Source organism: Burkholderia sp. AU30198, from assembly GCF_020419825.1.
GTDB lineage: Bacteria > Pseudomonadota > Gammaproteobacteria > Burkholderiales > Burkholderiaceae > Burkholderia.
Genome location: NZ_JAIZSA010000020.1, coordinates 48463 through 66706, shown reverse-complemented (window position 1 = coordinate 66706; position 18244 = coordinate 48463). Strand labels below are relative to the sequence as shown.

Here is an 18244-nt window from a genome sequence, read left to right as displayed (position 1 = left end):
GCGGCCTGCCGAGGGGCCGCTCAGGCGCGCGGCGTCTCGGGTTCGACAACGTCGCCGCCGAGCAGGTGCACGCCTTCGCGCAGCTTCACGTACGCGGCTGCAACCGCTTCCGGCTCGCCCTTCACGCCGAGGTCGATGTGACGGCGCGCGTAGATTCCGCCGCGCTCCGCATCGCCGACGCTCGGCAGGCTGAACACGCGCACGCCCGGGAAATCGCGCTCGATGCGCTCCATCAGCGGCGTGAGCGTCGATTCCGGCAGCTCGAACACGTACAGCGAGCGCTCCGCGTGGGGCGTCGCGTGATGCAGGTGCGCGTACTTCGTATCGAGCACCCATTCGATCATCGGCCACGCCATCACCGGGAAGCCCGGCACGAAGTGAAGGTCGCCGACCGAGAAGCCGGGAATCCGGTTGTAGCCGTTCGGGATGATCGTCGCGCCCACCGGAAACACGCCCATGTTGAAGCGGTGCTGGTTCTCCGGCGACTCGAAGTCGACCGGCGTGGCCGGATCGGTGTGCGTTTCGCGGATCCGCTCCGAAATCAGCACCTTCGCGTCCGGATGGAGCTCGAGCGGCACGCCGAGCGCGGCGGCCGCGCACTGGCGCGTGTGGTCGTCCGGCGTCGCGCCGATCCCGCCCGTCGAGAACACGACGTCGCCCGACGCGATCGCGCGTGCGAGGGTCGCCGTGATGCGCGCCGGATCGTCGCCGACGTATTCGGCCCAGTCGAGCGCGAGGCCGCGCGCGCCGAGCAGCTCGATGACCTTCGCCAGATGCTTGTCCTGCCGGCGGCCCGAAAGGATTTCGTCGCCGATGATGATGATGCCGATGCTCATGCCTGCCCCATGTCGATTGCGGTGGCGCGCGAACTCGCACGCAGGTCCTCCAGCGCGCGCAGGCAGTAATGCCCGAACCACAGCGCCGAGAAGACGAGGATGAAAGCGTAAACCCAGATCATGGCCGCCGCGACGAACGGAAACAGCACCATCATCCAGACCGACGATACCCACACGAAGGTCGGCACGGTGCCGAGCAGCCCGGTCGCGACGCCAATGCCGATCAGCGGCCAGCGGTGCTGCCGCACGAGCGCCCGGCGCTCGTCGCGGCTCGCGTGCAGCGCCAGCGCGTCGTAGGTCATCACGCGATACGTGAGCCAGCCCCAGATCACGGGCGGCAGCAGCGCGAAGAACGGCGGAATCAGCCACAGCGGAATGGTGACGACGAGCACGATCACACCGGCGATCGCCGCCCCCAGCGAATTGAACACGCTGCCGAAGAAGGTGCCGCCGCGCTTTGACTCGAGCGCCGCGAACTGCCGGTTCGACAGGTGCTTGATCACGACCGGCATCGAAATCGTCGCGATCAGCAGCAGCACGGTCAGCACGATCAGCGGGATCGCGAGCGACACGACCACGAACGGCGCGACGACCGCATGCAGCTGCGACATGCCGATCGCGTCGAACGCGCGATACAGCATGGCGGTCAGCACGAAGCCGTCGAGCGCGCCGCGTGCGAGGTCCAGCAGCGTCTGCCACGAGAACCACAGCACGACGCCCCACAGGACGGCCGAGACCAGAAACGGCATCAGGGTGAGCCAGAGCATGCGCGGATGCAGTGCGCTCGCCAATGCCCGGACGAAGGAACGCAGCAAGTCGTTCATGCGAGCCTGTATCGACGGAGAAAAACGGGGAAAGGATAAACCACGCGGCCCGCATGCGCCAAAGCGCATGCGGGCCGCGTGGGAGAGCCGCTCAACGTGGGAATGGCCGGATCAGGCCGATGCCGCGCCGCGCTTGGCGGGGAACAGGCGTCGGAAGATCCGCACGAACGCGAGGCCGTGCTGCGCCCAGAAGCCTTCGCCGTAGGACACGCCCTCGACCTGGTCGCGGATGCCGGTCGGCTCGACCGTGCGGTTCCACGACGCGGTGCCGAACATCATGTCCCACCACGGGAACAGCACGCCGAAGTTGCAGCCGTACTTCGTGCCTTCGTGGCCGTAGCCGACCGCGTGGTGGCGGCGGTGGAAGATCGGGCTCACGAGCAGGCGCTCGCCGAGCCAGCCGAACGGCAGCCGCGCATTCGTGTGCTGAATGCTCTGCATGAAGTTGGTGAACGCGGTCAGCACGACGAACTGCGACGGCGTCACACCGATCACGAGCGCGATCGCCGCGAAGAAGCACGACTGGATCACGTCGTCGAGCACGTGGTTGCGGTCGTCGCACCACAGCGACATCTGGCGCTGGCTGTGATGCACGGCGTGCAGCTCCCACCAGATGCCGAACTTGTGCTGCCAGCGGTGATACCAGTAGCCGGCGAAATCGAGCACGACGAGATAGATCACGAACGTGACAATCGGCTTCGAGGTCACGCCCGGCCACAGGTAGTCGAGGTTGAGGTTCGCCACGCCGTGCAGGCGCAGCCACGCCTGGAAGTTGTCGAACAGCGGCTGCAGCGCGAAGAAGAAGAACAGCGAATAGATGCCGAGCTTCGCGATCGCCGTGTAGATCACGTCGACCCGCACGGCACGGCGGTTCGTCCAGCGCTCGACCGGCAGCAGCGCCTCGAGCGGGCGCAGCAGCACGAACATCAGGACCATCTGCAGCGCGCCGACGATCACCCAGTACAGCGCGTCGTAGGTGTCCTCGTCATAGTCCATCAGGTTGAACTTGAAGAGGAGCGGCTGCACGACGTCGACGTACAGCCAGGTCTGGATATCCGATACGAATGCATCGATCAGGTGCAGCATCGCTCTCCCCCGCCCGTCACGCGCCGTTCGCGGCGCGCCACGGCGCGCGGTCGTAGAAATAGATGCCGTGCGGCGAGCGGCCGACGGCAATCGTCTGCACCAGCTTGCGCGAAGCAAGATCGATGATCCCGACCTTCTTCGCGAAGCGGAACGTCACCCACAGCGTCTTCTTGTCGGCGGACAGCTCCATGTCGTCCGGGCCCGGCAGCAGGCCGGTGATGTCGCCGACGTTGGTGAGCGTGTTCTCGTCGATGATGCTGATCGTGTTCGCGACCCGGTTCGTCACCGCGACGTGCGTGCCGTCGGCGAGCGAGCGGAAGTTGTGCGCGCCCTTGCCCGTATAGATCTGCTTGACGACCTTCTGGTTGCGCCAGTCGACCACCGCGACGTAATCCGCGCCGGTCATCCCGACGAGCAGGTACTTGTCGTCCGGCGTGAGCCACAGGCCAGCCGGCACCTTGCCGACCTTCATCTTCCACTTGACCGTCTGCGTCGGCAGGTCGATCGCCGCGATCTCGCCGGAGACCTGCAGCGACACGAGCAGCGTCTTGCTGTCCTTCGTGAACGCGAGGTGGCTCGGCATCACTTCCAGCGGCACGCGCTTCACGAGCTTCAGGTCGCGGCCGTCGTAGCCGTAGATGTCGACGCGGTCGAGGCGCAGGCCGGCGGCCGCGAACCACTTGCGGTCGGGCGAGAAGCCGAGCTGGTAAGGATCGTCGATCCCTTCGACGGTGCGCTGCAGCTTGCCCGTCTTCGGATCGAGGAACATCAGGCTGTTCGAGACCGAATTTGCAACGATCAGCGACGAATTGTCGGGCGTCGCCATCAGGTGGTGCGGTTCCTTGCCGGTCGGCATCGTGCCGACGACCTGGCGGGTCTGCTGGTCAATCAGCGAAAGCGTCGCTTCGGCCGAATTGAGGATGATCACGTTATTCGCGTGTGCGGCGGGTGCCAGCACGGCGGCGGCCAGCGCGAGCGTGCGGCCGAGGGAAAGGAAAGTGCGCATGAAGACTCACGTCGTGGAACAACCGTCATTGTAAAACGTACAACCGGCCCGGCCGGTTGACCGAAGCCGGCATTGCGCCACTTCGACGCACGCCGCGGCGGCCCTGTCGGCCGGCGCGGCAGGCGCCGCGCGGCCGGCCGGGGCCGGCCGCCGGTGCGGGCCCGGGAAACCGATGTTGCGCTAGCGCTGCATCGACTCCCAGACCTTGTGCAGACGCTTGACAGAGACAGGCATCGGCGTGCGCAGTTCCTGCGCGAACAGCGAAATCCGCAGCTCCTCGAGCAGCCAGCGGAATTCCGCGAGCCGCAAATCGGCGACGCCGCCACGCTGCGACACCGCGCGCTGGTACTGCTGGGCCAGCGGCAACAGGTCGGCCGACTGCTTCGCGTCGCGCGCCGGATCGGCCTTCAGCTTGTCGATCCGCAGCGCGATGCCCTTCAGGTAGCGCGGGAAGTGCGCCAGTTGCGCGTAGGGCGTGTCGATCACGAAGCGCTTGCCGACCAGCGCGGCCAGCTGCTGCTGCAGGTCCGCGTGGGCCTGCGCGAACGGCTTCGCCTGCGCGAGTTTCTTCACGAGCCCCGCGTATTCGGCCAGGATCTGCCCCACCAGCCGCGCGATTTCCTGCGCGAGCAGGTTCAGGCGGCTGCGGCCCTCGTCGCGGCGCGCATGGAAGCTCGCGTCGTCGTCGGGCAGCGGGTCCTGCAGGCACGCGCGGTCGAGCGCCGTGTCGATCAGCTGGTCGCGCAGCTCGTCCTGCGTGCCGAGCGACATGTACTGCATCGCCATCTCGCGCAGGCCCGGCAGGTTCTTCTCGAGGAACTTGATCGGCTCCTTCAACTGCAGCGCGAACAGCCGCCGCAGGCCGGCCCGGTGGATGCGCGCGGCCTCCTCCGGCGAATCGAACACCTCGACGTCGCAATGCGTGCCGCGATCGACGAGCGCCGGGTAGCCGTACAGCGTCTGGCCGCGCCGGCGGATTTCCAGCAGCTCGGGCAGCTTGCCGAAATTCCACGTCGTCAGGTTCTCGTACAGCGCGGTCGCGCCGGCTTCCGCCGGAGCGGCCGTCTGCGGCGCCGTGCCCTTGCCGGCCTTGGCGTTACGGCCGGCGGTACCGGTCGCGGCAACCGCCGCCGGCGCCTGGCCGATGGGCTGGCCGTCATCGGCATCGCCGCCCGCCGCGATCGTCGACGCCGCCGCGATCTTCTGGAACTGCTGCTGCGCCTGCGCGCCGAGCTCCTGGCGAAGCTGCGCGAGATTGCGCCCCATCGCGAGCTGGCGGCCGTGCTCGTCGATCACCTTGAAGTTCATGAACAGGTGCGCGGGCAGCGTTTCCAGCTTGAAGTCGGCCGTCTTCATCGCGATCTGCGTCTCGCCGCGCACGTCGGCGATCAGCGCCTCGACCAGCCCGCCCGCGCCGAAGCGCTCGCGGCCCATCCGCTCGACGAAGCCGGCCGCGTACTCGGGCAGCGGCACGCAATGCCGGCGCAGCTTCTGCGGCAGCGACTTCAGCAGCAACTGCACCTTTTCCTTCAGCATCCCCGGCACGAGCCACTCGCAGCGACGCGCGTCGACCTGGTTCAGCGCATACAGCGGCACCGCGAGCGTCACGCCGTCGCGCGGCGTGCCGGGCTCGAAGTGATACGTGAGCGCCATCTCGACGCCGGCCATCGTCGCGCGCTTCGGGAACAGCTCGGTCGTCACGCCGGCCGCCTCGTGGCGCATCAGGTCGTCGCGCGACAGGTACAGCAGCCGCAGCTTGTCCTCGGGCTGGCCGCCCTTCTTCACCTCGTCGCGATACCAGCGCTCGAATGCGGCGCCCGTGTGAATCCCTTCCGGAATCGCCTGGTCGTAGTACGCGTAGATCAGCTCGTCGTCGACCAGCACGTCCTGGCGGCGCGACTTGTGCTCGAGCTGCTCGATGTCGGCAAGCAGCTTGCGGTTGTGCGCGAAGAACGCGAGCTTCGTGTCGAACTCGCCTTCGACCAGCGCGCCGCGGATGAACAGCTCACGCGCCCGCGACGGGTCCTGCTTGCCGAACGCGACGCGCCGGCGGTGGTAGATCGGCAGCCCGTACAGCGTCGCGCGCTCGTACGCGCTGACCTGCGCCGGGCGCTTTTCCCAGTGCGGCTCCGACAGCGATTTCTTCAGCAGGTGCGCGCCGATCTTCTCGACCCATTCGGGCTCGATCTTCGCGAGGCAGCGCGCGTACAGCCGGCTCGTCTCGACGAGCTCGGCCGCCATCACCCAGCGGCCGGCCTTCTTCGCGAGCACCGAGCCCGGCCACAGGTAGAACTTGATCCCGCGCGCGCCGAGATAGTGCGGATCGTCGTCGGCCTTCATGCCGAGGTTGCCGAGCAGGCCCGTCAACAGGGCCAGATGGACCTGTTCGTGGGTCGCCTCGACCTCGTTCAGCCGCCAGCCGTGCTCGCGCACGACGGTCAGCAGCTGCGAATGGACGTCGCGCCACTCGCGCAGCCGAAGGTGCGACAGGAAGTTCTGCCGGCATGCGTCGACGAGCTGGCGGTTCGACTTCTTGTGCGCCACCGCCTCCTCGAACCACGCCCAGATCTTCAGCCACTGCAGGAACTCGGAACGTTCGTCGGCGAACCGGCGGTGCGCCTGGTCGGCCTGCTCCTGCGCTTCGATCGGGCGGTCGCGCGGATCCTGCACGGACAGCGCGCTCGCGATGATCAGCACCTCGCGCAGCGACTGCTGATCGCGCGCGGCAAGAATCATCCGGCCGACGCGCGGGTCGAGCGGCAGTCGCGCGAGTTCGCGGCCGAGCGGCGTCAGCGCGTTGTCGTCGTCGACCGCGCCGAGCTCGTTGAGCAACTGGTAGCCGTCCGCGATCGCGCGGCCGGGCGGCGGCTCGAGGAACGGGAACGATTCGATCGCCGTCAGATGCAGCGACTTCATCCGCAGGATCACCGACGCGAGCGACGAGCGCAGGATTTCCGGATCGGTGAAGCGCGCGCGCGCCTGGTAGTCGCTTTCCTCGTACAAGCGAATGCAGACACCATCGGCCACACGGCCGCAGCGGCCCGCGCGCTGGTTCGCGGCCGCCTGCGAGATCGACTCGACCTGCAGCTGCTCGACCTTGTTCCGGTACGAATAACGCTTCACGCGTGCGAGGCCGGTATCGACGACGTAGCGGATGCCCGGCACCGTCAGCGAGGTTTCGGCCACGTTGGTCGCGAGCACGATCCGGCGCGCGTTCGACGCCTTGAACACCTTGTCCTGGTCGGCCGCCGAGAGTCGCGCGAACAGCGGCAGGATCTCGGTGTGCGGCGGGTGGTGCTTGCGCAGTGCCTCGGCCGCTTCGCGGATCTCGCGCTCGCCGGGCAGGAACACCAGCACGTCGCCGGGGCCTTCGCGGCACAGCTCGTCGACCGCGTCGACGATCGCGTCCATCAGGTCGCGCTCGGCTTCGCGCGCGGTCTTCACGCGGTCGCGGCCGCCCGTGCCTTCCGCGTTCTTCACGGCCGGGCGATCCTCGGCAACCGGCCGGTAGCGCATCTCGACCGGATACAGCCGCCCGCTCACCTCGATCACGGGCGCGGGGCGCTCGTCGGTGCCGAAATGGCGCGCGAAGCGATCGGCGTCGATCGTCGCAGACGTGACGATCAGCTTCAGGTCCGGCCGCCTCGGCAGGATTTCCTTCAGGTAGCCGAGCAGGAAGTCGATGTTCAGGCTGCGCTCGTGCGCCTCGTCGATGATCAGCGTGTCATACGCCTTCAGCAACGGATCGGTCTGCGTCTCGGCGAGCAGGATCCCGTCCGTCATCAGCTTCACGGACGCGCCCGGCGCGAGATTGTCGGTAAAGCGCACCTTGTAGCCGACCACTTCACCGAACGGCGTGCCGAGTTCCTCGGCGATCCGGCGCCCGGTGGACGACGCGGCGAGACGGCGCGGCTGCGTATGGCCGATCAGGCCCGTGCCGCCGGCGCCGAGGCCGCGACCGAGATCGAGACAGATCTTCGGCAGCTGCGTGGTCTTGCCCGAGCCGGTTTCGCCGCAGACGATGACAACCTGATGGCCGGCGATCGCGCGCGCGATTTCATCGCGCTTGCCCGACACGGGCAGGCTTTCGGGGTACGTGATCGGCGGGACGGGGTTCGGCGCGACGACGGCGCGCGGCGGACGCTCGCGGCGCGGGGGGCGCTCGCCCGTTGCCTGCGGTGCGCCCTTCGCGGCCGGCTGGCGCGCATCGCCGCGCGGCCCGCGCGGTGCGTGTGCCGGCGTGCCTGCCGGCTTGTCCTGCTGCTGGCGCGACGGCTGGCCCTGCTGCTCGCGTGCATCGGCCGCACCATCCGGGTGCCGGGCCGACGGCGTATTGGCCCGCGTCGGCGCGGGACTTTTAGAAACATTCGACATGGGGGCGCATTATAATCCCGCCCATGAATTCCCAAACCGACCTCCCCCCCGCCCAGACCGGCGCCACGACGCCGCCGGCCGCCGACGATTCGGCCGCCAGTCACGCGCAGTTCGTCGACTGGATGCGCTCCGTCGCGCCCTATATCCACAAGTTCCGCAACAGCACGTTCGTCGTGGGGTTTGGCGGCGAGGTGGTGCAGCAGGGGCTCCTGAACGCGCTCGTGTCCGACATCGCGCTGCTGCAGGCGATGGGTATCCAGATCGTGCTGGTACACGGCTCGCGCCCGCAGGTCGAGGAGCAGCTGAGCCTGCACGGTGTCGAATCCGAGTTTTCGCACGGGCTGCGCATCACCGATGCGCGCGCGCTCGAATCCGCGAAGGAAGCGGCCGGTGAAGTGCGTCTCGACATCGAGGCCGCGATCAGCCAGGGTCTGCCGAACTCGCCGATGGCGCACGCGCACATCAGCGTCGTGTCGGGCAACTTCGTGACCGCGCGGCCGGTGGGGATTCTCGACGGGGTCGATTTCGCGCATACGGGCATCGTGCGCAAGATCGACGCCGAATCGATCCGCCATTCGCTCGCGAGCCGCAAGCTCGTGCTGCTGTCGCCGCTCGGTTTCTCGCCGACCGGCGAGGCGTTCAACCTGTCGATGGAAGATGTGGCTTCGGCTGCCGCGATCGCGCTGCGCGCCGACAAGATCATCTTCCTGACCGAAGGGCCGGGCATCATCGGCGAGGAAGGCGAGCTGGTCCGCGAAATGTCGCTCGACGCGGCAGCCGACCTCCTCGACTCCGGCAACGTGCAAGGCGACGACGCGTTCTTCCTCAAGCATTCGATCCGCGCGTGCCGCGGCGGCGTGACCCGGGCGCACCTGATCCCGCAAACGCTCGACGGCAGCATGCTGCTCGAACTGTTCCTGCACGATGGCGTCGGCACGATGATCTCGTACGAGAACCTCGAAAGCCTGCGCGAGGCCACGCCGGACGACGTCGGCGGCATCCTGTCGCTGATCGAGCCGCTCGAGTCGGACGGCACGCTGGTGCGGCGCGGCCGTCACCAGATCGAACGCGACATCGACCACTTCTCGGTGATCGAGCACGACAGCGTGCTGTTCGGCTGCGCGGCGCTGTATCCGTACCAGCAGGAGAAGATCGGCGAGATGGCGTGCCTGACGGTCGCGCCGGAAGCGCAGGGCTCGGGCGACGGCGAACGCCTGCTCAAGCGCATCGAGCAGCGCGCCCGCGCGCGCGGCCTCACGCATATCTTCGTGCTCACGACGCGCACCGAGCACTGGTTCCTCAAGCGCGGCTTCGTCAAGGTCAGCGTCGACGACCTGCCGGAAGACCGTCGCAAACTCTATAACTGGCAGCGCAAGTCGCTCGTGCTGATGAAGCAGCTCTGAGCGCAGGCACGACTGCCCTCCCCCAGACCGATTACAGGAGAAGTACACGATGGCTCGAATGATCCAATGCGCGAAGCTCGGCAAGGAAGCCGAAGGCCTCGATTTCCCGCCGCTGCCGGGCGAACTCGGCAAGCGCATTTACGAGAGCGTCTCGAAGGAAGCGTGGCAAGGCTGGCTCAAGCAGCAGACGATGCTGATCAACGAAAACCGCCTGAACATGGCCGACCCGCGCGCGCGCCAGTACCTGATGAAGCAGACCGAAAAGTACTTCTTCGGCGACGGCGCGGACCAGGCATCCGGCTACGTGCCGCCGACGGAAGGCTGAAGACGCGTTGGCGCGCGGCCGGCGCAAGTTGCCGGCCACTCGCTCCGGAGAAAACGGCACCGTGATTCGCACGGTGCCGTTTTCTTTTGGGGCCCGCGTTCGGCGTGTTCCGGCCTCGCGCGGGGCGGTATGCCGTACCGCTCAGTTGGCTGGCTTCAGCGCGCCGCCCTCGCCCGGCTGCCCGTTCCCGTCGGCCGCGGGTTCCGCGCTGCCGCCTTCGGTGCCCCATTCGGCCGCGTCGCTGCGCTCGGCCGTCGACAATTCGTCCGCGCGATACCCGGTGCGATTCAGCAGCGCCAGCATGCAGACGAGCGACACGAACGCGTAAAGCCCCGATGCGACCGCGACGCCGACGATGCTGCCGGTCGCATTGAGGATCGCCTGCGCGAGCACGGGCGTGCCGCCGCCGACGACGAGCGCGCTCAGTTGATACGCGAGCGACAGCCCCGTGTAACGGATGTTCGCCGGGAACACGCGCGCGAGCACGCCGCCGACCGCGCCATAGAACATCGCCGACGGAATCGTCGAGATGCACATGCCCGCGACCGCCACCCAGTACGAACGCGTCGCGAGCGCGTGGAACATCACGGGCATCAGCACGATTTCCGGAATCAGGATCCAGCACATCGCGCGGCGCATGTCGACCTTCGACACGAACCACGCACCGACCGGCTGCATCAGGAACTGCACGACGAGCGAGATCGACAGGATGCCGAGGAACGTGCCTTGCGCGTAGCCAAGCTCCTTGGTCGCCCACGACAGCGCGAACGTGCTGCGGAAATACGTGACGTTGATCACCGGCAGCGTGCCGGCCGCGAGCAGCACGACCACCCAGTGATCGCGCACGACGTCGCGCAACGGCAGCTTCACGGTGCGCTTGCGCGCGAGCACGCGCTGCATGTCGGCCGACTCCTCGAGCCTCAGCCGGATCACCATGCCGATGATCACGAGCACGGCCGACAGCAGGAACGGAATGCGCCAGCCCCACATCAGGAACGATGGGGTCGGCAGCGCGCTCAGCGCGAAGAACGCGGCCGTGGCCAGCAGGTTGCCGGTCGGCGAGCCCTGCTGCGCGAACGCCGCATACAGGATGCTGCGATGTTTCGGCGCATTCTCGCTCGCGATCAGCACCGCACCGCCCCACTCGCCGCCGACCGCGATGCCCTGCAGCACGCGCAGCACGACGAGGCCGGCCGGCGCCCAGACGCCGATCTGCGCATAGCCGGGCAGCAGGCCGATGCCGGTCGTGGCCAGCCCCATCATCACCAGCGTGATCACGAGCGCCGTCTTGCGGCCGACCCGATCGCCGAGATGCCCGAACACGATGCCGCCGAGCGGCCGCGCGGCGAAGCCGGCCCAGAACGTGACGAACGCCAGCAGCGTCGCGACGCCGGGATCCATCGTGCTCGAAAAGAACACCTTGCCGAACACGAGCGCGGCCGCCGTGCCGTAGATGTAGAAGTCGTACCACTCGATCGTGGTGCCGACGAACGCCGCGAGGGCGGCGCGGCCGGGCCGCGGCTGCGGCGCGGCGGTCGGGGATTGCTGACGGCTCATCGATGTCTCCATGTTTGTGATCGGCGGCACGACTGGCGCGCGCGTTGCCGGATGGCCGGCATTGCGCCGCCGGCTGGCGTTGTTGCTTGACGTTGCGCTGCTTGACGTTCCGCTTCGTCGGCCGGCCAGGCTCACCGGCGCGCGCGCCGGTCGGTCACGTCCGGTCGGGTGCGATCTTCAGCACGCCGGCGTCGAGCAGTTGCTGCTGGAGCGCGGGATCGACGCCGAGGCGATCGAGCACCGCGCGCGTATCGCCGCCCAGCGCGGGCGGCGGCGAACGATAGGTGGCCGGCGTGCGCGACAGCTTCACCGGCGACGCCGTGCCGCGATACGCGCCGATCTCGACGAACAGGTTCCGGTGCAGCGCATGCGGATCGTGCGCGACGTCGGCCACCGTGCGCACCGGCCCGCACGGCACGCCGGCGGCCATCAGGTCGCGCGCGAGCGGCTCGCATGCGTGCGCGGCAAGCCGTGCTTCCAGTTCGGCCTTCAGCTCTGGCCGGTGCGCGCAGCGGCTGCGGTTGTCGACGAAGCGCGGATCGTCCGCGAGCGCCGGCACGCCGAGATGCGCGACGAGCCGCGCGAACTGCCGGTCGTTGCCGATCGCGAGAAAGATCGGCACGGTCGCCGTGCGATAGCTGTCGTACGGCGCGATGTTCGGATGCGCGTTGCCGCTGCGCTCCGGCACGCGCCCGGAACCGAAGAAGTTCGGCAGGTGCGGATGCAGCAGCGACACGCCGCAGTCGTACAGCGCGATATCGATCGACTGGCCCTGCCCGCTCTTCTCGCGCTCGGCGAGCGCCAGCAGGATGCCGGCCAGCGCATTGAGGCCCGTGACCATGTCGACGATCGGCAGACCGATGCGCGTCGCGTCGCCGTCGCGTTCGCCGTTGACGCTCATCAGCCCCGCCATCGCCTGGATCACCGCGTCGTAGCCGGGCAGTCCGCCGAGCGGGCCGCCTTCGCCGAAGCCCGTCACCGCGCAGTGGATCAGGCGCGGGAAGCGCGGCTTCAAATCGCGCGCGTAGTCCATCCCCCAGCGCGCGAGCGTGCCGGGCTTGAAGTTCTCGACGAGCACGTCGGCCTCTTCGAGCAGGCGCCACAGGATCACGCGCCCCTCGTCGCGCGACAGGTCGAGCGCGAGCCCTTCCTTGTTGCGGTTCACGCCCATGAAATACCACGCGGTATCGCCAAGGAACGGCGGCCCCCAGCCGCGCGTCTCGTCGCCGTCCGGCGGCTCGATCTTGACCACCGTCGCGCCGTGGTCGGCGAGCGCCTGCGTGCAGTACGGGCCGCCGAGCACACGGCTCAGGTCGACGACCTTCAGGCCGTCCAGTGCGCCACGCGTCGTGCTCATCGTTCGACCTCCGGCAGCAGGTCGAGCGCGGTATCGAGCGCGATCGGCGTGCCGCGCAGCAGTGCGCCGTACGCGGCCGATTCGTCGTCGCTCGATGCCGGCGCGAGCGGATCGACCGGCAGCAGCTTGTGGCGCACGATCAGATGCGCGAGCGCGAGCCGCCGGAAATCCGGCGCGAGCCGCGCGCCCTCGCAGGCCATCAGCACGGCCGCGCTCGCGTAGTACAGCGCGGACGCGGCCTGCCGCACGCGAGCGTCGTCGCCTTCGGCCGCGACCCGCGCAAGCGCATCGCAGGCACGCGCGAGAATGCGTCGCAGCGCCGCGCGGCTCGCGTCGGGCAGCGGCGCCGCGCCGAGGCGATCGCCGAGAAACGCGCGCAGCGCATCGAGCGCCTGCTCACGCTGCGCGGCCCGCGCGACGTCGAGCGCGACGATGTTGCTCGTGCCCTCCCAGATCGAGCCGAGATGCGCGTCGCGCACGATGCGCGCGTCGCTCCATTCCTCGATGTAGCCGGTGCCGCCGCGCACCTCCATCGCATCGCCGGTCACGCGCCGCGCGTCGCGGCACGCGCGGAACTTGATCAGCGGCGTCAGGATCCGCACGCAGCGCGCGGCCTGCTCGTCGCCCGTATCGGCCTGCGGCAGCAGCAGCGCGATCTGCATGAACATCGTGCGTGCGGCCTCGGCCGGCAGCAGCATCTTCAGCAACTGGCGCTGCATCAGCGGCATCTCGATCAGCTTGCGGCCGAAGGCTTCGCGGTGCGCGGCAACGTGCAGCGCCTCGTTCAGCGCGCGCCGCATCAGCCCCGCCGCGCGCACGCCGTTCGACAGCCGCGACATGTTGATCATGTCGGCCATCTGATGAAAACCACGGCCGATCTCGCCGATCAGGTACGCCTGCGCACCTTCGAGCGCGATCTCGCCGCTCGCCATCGAACGGCTGCCGAGCTTGTCCTTCAGGCGCACGATCCGGTAGCGGTTGCGCGTGCCGTCCGGCAGCGTCTTCGGCAGCAGGAACAGCGCGAGTCCCTTGATGCCGTCCGGCGCGCCGTCGGGCCGCGCGAGCACCATCGCGAGGTCGGCATCCGCGTTCGAGCAGAACCACTTGTCGCCGGTCAGGCGCCAGACGGTCTCGCCGTGCGCGTCCGTCTCGCGCGTCGCCCGCGTCGCGATCCGGCCGACGTCGGAGCCGGCCGCCTGCTCGGTCATGAACATCGCGCCCTGGTACAGCGTGTCGAAGTCGCGCGACGCAAGCATCGGCAGGTAGCGCGCGACGAGCGCCGGATCGCCGAAGCGGCGCAGCGTGCGCGTCAGCGAATCGGTCATGCTGACCGGGCAGCACAGCCCGAACTCCGCCTGCACGAACAGGAACGTCAGCGCGTACTTGACGAGCGGCGGGACGGATTCGGCGCCGTGGCTCAGCGACGCGAGCCCGAGTTCGGCATACGCGACGCGTTCGAGCGCGACATACGCGGGATCCTTGTCGATCCGCTGCACGGCCTCGCCGCGCCGATTGCGGTGCTCGAGCACGGGCGGGTGCTTGTCCGCGCGCGACGCCCATTCGTCGAGCTCGCCCGACACGCGCGCACCGAGCGCGTGCAGCCGCGGCGCCAGCTCGGCATAGTGCGCATCGCCGAGATGCAGCTTCAGCAACGCGCCGAGATCGGGATCGACCGAGAAGAAATTGATGCCCCGGCTGTCGGGGATATTGGATGCGCCGGCGTCCGGCGTGCGAGCGGTGTCGTTCATGCGTGCGTCTCCTGGGTTGCCTGCACGTCGGCTGGCGGCGCCGCCGCGGCGCCTGGCCAGTCCCGTGCAAAGCCTTCCGCAGAGCGTAGGCGCGCGATCGATAAGCGTCCAATACAGGATTTATCCGGTACGATAGATATCGCTTATCGATGCCGACGCCGCGAGGAGACACCATGGAACTGAGGCAGTTGCGCTACTTCGTGGCGGTCGCCGAGGAGCTGCATTTCGGGCGCGCGGCGAAGCGCCTGTTCATCTCGCAGCCGGCGCTGAGTTTCGACATCCGCAAGTTCGAGGACGCGCTCGGCGTCCAGCTGTTCTCGCGCACCAACAAGACCGTCGCGCTCACCAACGCGGGCGAGGTGCTGCTCGGCGAAGCGCGCAGGCTGCTGCTGCAGGCGGCCGAGGCCGAACGCCTGACGGTGCGCTCCGCGTCCGGTCTTGCGGGCCGGCTGAGGATCGGCTTCGTTCATTCGATGCTGTATCGCGGGCTGCCCGATGCCGTGCGGCGCTTCGAGGCCGACTACCCCGGTGTCGAGGTCGTGCTGAGCGAAATGAACACGCAGGCGCAGGTGCAGGCGATCCAGCGCGGCCAGATCGATCTCGGCTATGCGCACTGGGGCCACGTCCCGCCCGAGGTCGAATCGACGCCCGTCTATGCGGAACCGTTCGTGTGCTGCCTGCCGGCCGCGCATCCGCTCGCGAAGCGCAAGCAGGTCGCGCTCGCCGCGCTGGCCGCCGAACCGTTCATCCTGTTCCCGCGCGAAGCGGCACCGCATTATCACGACCTGATCATCGCGCAATGCGTGAACGCCGGCTTCAGCCCGCTGATCCGCCACGAGGCACGGCTGTGGCAGACGATCCTGTCGATGATCGAGTTCGGGATGGGTGTCGCGCTCGTGCCGCGCGTGCTGCAGCAGGTGAAGAGCGACCGGCTCGCGTTCCGGCCGCTGAAGGATGCGTCGCTCGAATCGCGCACGCTCGCGCTGAAGCGCAGCGGCACGGCCGAACCGGTCGCGCTGCGCTTCGCGGATTACGTGCGCGCATCGATCGACGCATTGCCCGCGCTCGCGGGCTGAGCGCACGCCCCCACCGCTACGTCACGACTTCGCGTCGGGCTGGAGTACCGGCTGCGCGCGCCGATACCACACCGCGTACACGACCGACAGCGCAACCAGGAACGGAATGCCGAAGATCAGCGTCATGTGGAATTCGGCCGTGAAGTAGGTCGTCACCATCACCGCGAGCATCAGGCCCGCGCCGAGCAGCGTCAGCAGCGGAAAACCGCGCATCCGGAACGCGGGCGCCGGCAGGCCGAGGGCCGCCCGGCGACGCCGGAAACAGTAGTGCGTGACGAAGATCATCATCCACGTGAACAGCGCGCCGAACATCGACACCGCCATCATGATCGTGAACGACGCGTCCGGATACAGCACGCTCAGCACGGTCGCCAGCGCGATGCCGAGCGTCGACAGCATCAGCGCGCCGAACGGCACGCCGCGCGCGTTCACTTCTCCTAGCGCCTTCGGCGCATGGCCCGCACGCGACAGGCTGAACATCATCCGCGTCGTGATGTAGAGCTGGCTGTTCATCGCGGACAGCGCGGCGATCAGCACGACGAAGTTGATCAGCCCGGCCGCGCCCGGCAGGTGGATCGCCTCCATCACCTTCACGAACGGGCTTTCGTCGCGCCCCGCCGCCGTCCACGGCACGATCGCGAGCATCAGCGCGAGCGTCACGAGGTAGAACAGCACGAGCCGCACGATCGTCGAGCGGAACGCACGCGTGACCGCGCGCTCGGGATCCTCGGCTTCGCCGGCCGCGACCGCGATCATCTCGATGCTCAGGTAGCTGAAGATCGATACGATCACTGCGACCCACGTGCCCCACGCCCCCTTCGGGAAGAAGCCGCCGTGATCCGTGTAATGGTGGAATCCCGCGCGTGCGGCACCGTCGCCGACCAGCCCCGGATTGCCGAACACGACATAGGCGCCGAGCGCGATGAAGCCGACGATCGCCGCGATCTTCACGACCGAGAAGCCGTACTCGACCGCGCCGAACACGTCGACGCTGCGCGCGTTGACAAACACCAGCAGCGCGGAGAACCCGACGATCCACAGCCAGCCCGGCACGCCCGGGAACCAGTACTTCATGTACAGCGCGATCGCGGTGACCTCGGTGCCGACCGCGAGCACGATGCACGCCCAGTACGCGTAGCGCACGAGGAATCCGGCCCACGGGCTCACATAGTGTTCGGCATACGCGCCGAACGAACCGGAGGTCGGGTGCGCGACCGTCATCTCCGCAAGACAGCCCATCAGCAGCAGCGAGATGAACGCGCCGATCGCGTAGCTGACGAGCACGCTCGGGCCCGCGAAGCCGATCGCGAAGCCGCTGCCGAGAAACAGACCGGTGCCGATGGCGCCGCCGATCGCGATCATCGCCATCTGCCGTGCGGAAAGCGTGCGGCGCAGGCCTTGCTCGCGCGCCGCGATATGCTGGAATTGCCCTTCTGGTTGCATCGAGTGACCTCGTTCGAAAGCGATTGTCCGGTCGGAACGTCAACAGCGCGCGGGCCGGCGCCGGACCGGCCGGCCGCCGCGCGCCGCGTGCTCAGAACAGGTGCCGCAGGCCGGCCGCGATGCCCGTCTGGTTGCCGCGTCCCGGCATTTCCGTGAATGCGCCGCCCGTCACGCGGTTGTAGTCGACCGTCGCGTAGACCTGCGTGGCCTTCGACAGAGCGTACTCGGCCTCGAGCACGCCCGTATAGCGCTTGCCGCCGTTGCCGGCAACGCCGTTGACGTTGCGGATGTCGTCGTAATACGCGACGCCCGTCACCGACACGGCCGGCGTAACCTTGACGCTCGCGCCCGTATAGAAGATCGCGTCGCGACGCGGGTTGTCCGCGAACGCTCCGTAGGTCACGTCGCGGCCCGGCGCGTTCAGCAGCTGCTGGTCGAGCATGCCCGTGCGGTCGATGCCGCCGAGATAGCCCGCGTACAGCGTCGCCGCGCCGAACGCGTAGCGTGCGCCCGCGCCCCACGCCTGCTGCGCACGGCTGTTCAGGTCGCGCACCTGCTGGTACGTCGCGCCGACCATCAGCCCGCCCTGCGTGTACGACACGTGCGTGCCCCAGTACGCGTTCGCGCCGAGGCTGCCCGCGACGCCGCCGAAGCCGTAGCTCGCGCCGACGTTCAGCCCGCCGAACGTGCCGTCGTAGCTGACGACGTTGCTCGCCCGCCCTTGCGTGAGGAAATACGGCCACATGTTGGCCGTGTAGTTGCCGACCGTCAGCGGATCGAGATCGCCGAACAGGTTGAACGCCTCGGTCGCCTGGCGGCCGAGCTTCACGGTACCCCAGTCGCTCGCGAGGCCGACATACGCGTAGCGGCCGAACAGCGCGCCGTCGAGCTGCCCGTTCTGCGGCTCGAAGCCGCTCTCCAGCTGGAAGATCGCCTTCAGCCCGCCGCCGAGCGCCTCGCTGCCCTTCAGCCCCCAGCGGCTGTTCGTGATCGCGCCGTTGGTCATCTGCACGCTCGCCTCGTTCGACGCGTCGGCATGCGTCGTATAGCGAATGCTCTGGTCGACGATCCCGTACAGCGTCACGCTGCTCTGCGCCATCGCGCCGCTCGCGGCAAGCGCACCCGCCATCATTGGCAGTGCGAATCGATGGATTGTCCTCATGTTCTCCTCCAGTCCTGTTCTAGTTTGTCGATGATTGTGTGACTGCA

General features: G+C 68.4%; 13 protein-coding genes. 3 read left to right on the top strand and 10 right to left on the bottom strand.

What is annotated here, in order from left to right; genetic code table 11:
• Window positions 1-20: 20 nt before the first annotated feature.
• The 5 genes from LGN19_RS32745 to hrpA form a co-directional block, all read right to left on the bottom strand.
• Complete coding sequence (locus LGN19_RS32745; protein WP_226219406.1) at window positions 21-836, bottom strand: competence/damage-inducible protein A; 816 nt, start codon at window positions 834-836, stop codon at window positions 21-23.
• Window positions 833-1660 carry an EI24 domain-containing protein gene (locus LGN19_RS32740; protein ID WP_122945806.1) on the bottom strand — a complete coding sequence of 276 codons (828 nt, stop codon included), beginning with the start codon at window positions 1658-1660 and terminating at the stop codon, window positions 833-835. The genes LGN19_RS32745 and LGN19_RS32740 overlap by 4 nt, the downstream gene beginning before the upstream one ends.
• Before the next feature lie 111 nt (window positions 1661-1771).
• Window positions 1772-2746: a sterol desaturase family protein gene (locus LGN19_RS32735; RefSeq protein WP_226219405.1), complete on the bottom strand. Its 975-nt coding sequence runs from the start codon at window positions 2744-2746 to the stop codon at window positions 1772-1774.
• A 16-nt stretch (window positions 2747-2762) separates the two neighbouring features.
• Window positions 2763-3752: a beta-propeller fold lactonase family protein gene (locus LGN19_RS32730; protein WP_027786950.1), complete on the bottom strand. Its 990-nt coding sequence runs from the start codon at window positions 3750-3752 to the stop codon at window positions 2763-2765.
• 180 nt (window positions 3753-3932) lie between these two features.
• A complete protein-coding gene (gene hrpA, locus LGN19_RS32725; RefSeq protein ID WP_226219403.1) occupies window positions 3933-8126 on the bottom strand; it encodes an ATP-dependent RNA helicase HrpA in 4194 nt (1397 codons plus the stop codon).
• 23 nt (window positions 8127-8149) lie between these two features.
• Between hrpA and argA the strand changes: the two genes are divergently transcribed.
• Window positions 8150-9529 (top strand): amino-acid N-acetyltransferase, encoded by a 1380-nt coding sequence (gene argA, locus LGN19_RS32720; protein WP_175222662.1) that lies wholly within the window; start codon window positions 8150-8152, stop codon window positions 9527-9529.
• Between the two features lie 49 nt (window positions 9530-9578).
• Window positions 9579-9854 carry an oxidative damage protection protein gene (locus LGN19_RS32715; protein ID WP_006478357.1) on the top strand — a complete coding sequence of 92 codons (276 nt, stop codon included), beginning with the start codon at window positions 9579-9581 and terminating at the stop codon, window positions 9852-9854.
• 141 nt (window positions 9855-9995) lie between these two features.
• Here LGN19_RS32715 and LGN19_RS32710 read toward each other — a convergent pair whose 3' ends face one another.
• The 3 genes from LGN19_RS32710 to LGN19_RS32700 form a co-directional block, all read right to left on the bottom strand.
• Window positions 9996-11411: an MFS transporter gene (locus LGN19_RS32710; protein ID WP_122946724.1), complete on the bottom strand. Its 1416-nt coding sequence runs from the start codon at window positions 11409-11411 to the stop codon at window positions 9996-9998.
• 154 nt (window positions 11412-11565) lie between these two features.
• Window positions 11566-12768, bottom strand: a complete 1203-nt coding sequence (locus LGN19_RS32705; protein ID WP_226219401.1) for a CaiB/BaiF CoA transferase family protein — start codon at window positions 12766-12768, stop codon at window positions 11566-11568.
• Window positions 12765-14516: an acyl-CoA dehydrogenase family protein gene (locus LGN19_RS32700; RefSeq protein ID WP_226219399.1), complete on the bottom strand. Its 1752-nt coding sequence runs from the start codon at window positions 14514-14516 to the stop codon at window positions 12765-12767. The genes LGN19_RS32705 and LGN19_RS32700 overlap by 4 nt, the downstream gene beginning before the upstream one ends.
• 173 nt (window positions 14517-14689) lie before the next feature.
• Here LGN19_RS32700 and LGN19_RS32695 point away from each other — a divergent pair, with 173 nt between their 5' ends.
• Window positions 14690-15592 (top strand): LysR family transcriptional regulator, encoded by a 903-nt coding sequence (locus LGN19_RS32695; protein WP_226219397.1) that lies wholly within the window; start codon window positions 14690-14692, stop codon window positions 15590-15592.
• A gap of 21 nt (window positions 15593-15613) precedes the next feature.
• Here the strand turns inward: LGN19_RS32695 and LGN19_RS32690 are convergent, their stop codons facing one another.
• Window positions 15614-17035, bottom strand: coding sequence for an amino acid permease (locus tag LGN19_RS32690; protein ID WP_122945813.1), 1422 nt, complete (start codon window positions 17033-17035; stop codon window positions 15614-15616).
• A gap of 91 nt (window positions 17036-17126) precedes the next feature.
• Entirely contained in the window at window positions 17127-18197 is a 1071-nt protein-coding gene (locus tag LGN19_RS32685; RefSeq protein ID WP_413227260.1) for a porin, read from the bottom strand.
• Window positions 18198-18244 lie beyond the last annotated feature (47 nt).

Coding starts and splice junctions, on each gene's coding strand:
- LGN19_RS32745 (WP_226219406.1), bottom strand. CDS start 836: ATGAGCATCGGCATCATCATCATCGGCGACGAAATCCTTTCGGGCCGC.
- LGN19_RS32740 (WP_122945806.1), bottom strand. CDS start 1,660: ATGAACGACTTGCTGCGTTCCTTCGTCCGGGCATTGGCGAGCGCACTG.
- LGN19_RS32735 (WP_226219405.1), bottom strand. CDS start 2,746: ATGCTGCACCTGATCGATGCATTCGTATCGGATATCCAGACCTGGCTG.
- LGN19_RS32730 (WP_027786950.1), bottom strand. CDS start 3,752: ATGCGCACTTTCCTTTCCCTCGGCCGCACGCTCGCGCTGGCCGCCGCC.
- hrpA (WP_226219403.1), bottom strand. CDS start 8,126: ATGTCGAATGTTTCTAAAAGTCCCGCGCCGACGCGGGCCAATACGCCG.
- argA (WP_175222662.1), top strand. CDS start 8,150: ATGAATTCCCAAACCGACCTCCCCCCCGCCCAGACCGGCGCCACGACG.
- LGN19_RS32715 (WP_006478357.1), top strand. CDS start 9,579: ATGGCTCGAATGATCCAATGCGCGAAGCTCGGCAAGGAAGCCGAAGGC.
- LGN19_RS32710 (WP_122946724.1), bottom strand. CDS start 11,411: ATGAGCCGTCAGCAATCCCCGACCGCCGCGCCGCAGCCGCGGCCCGGC.
- LGN19_RS32705 (WP_226219401.1), bottom strand. CDS start 12,768: ATGAGCACGACGCGTGGCGCACTGGACGGCCTGAAGGTCGTCGACCTG.
- LGN19_RS32700 (WP_226219399.1), bottom strand. CDS start 14,516: ATGAACGACACCGCTCGCACGCCGGACGCCGGCGCATCCAATATCCCC.
- LGN19_RS32695 (WP_226219397.1), top strand. CDS start 14,690: ATGGAACTGAGGCAGTTGCGCTACTTCGTGGCGGTCGCCGAGGAGCTG.
- LGN19_RS32690 (WP_122945813.1), bottom strand. CDS start 17,035: ATGCAACCAGAAGGGCAATTCCAGCATATCGCGGCGCGCGAGCAAGGC.
- LGN19_RS32685 (WP_413227260.1), bottom strand. CDS start 18,197: ATGAGGACAATCCATCGATTCGCACTGCCAATGATGGCGGGTGCGCTT.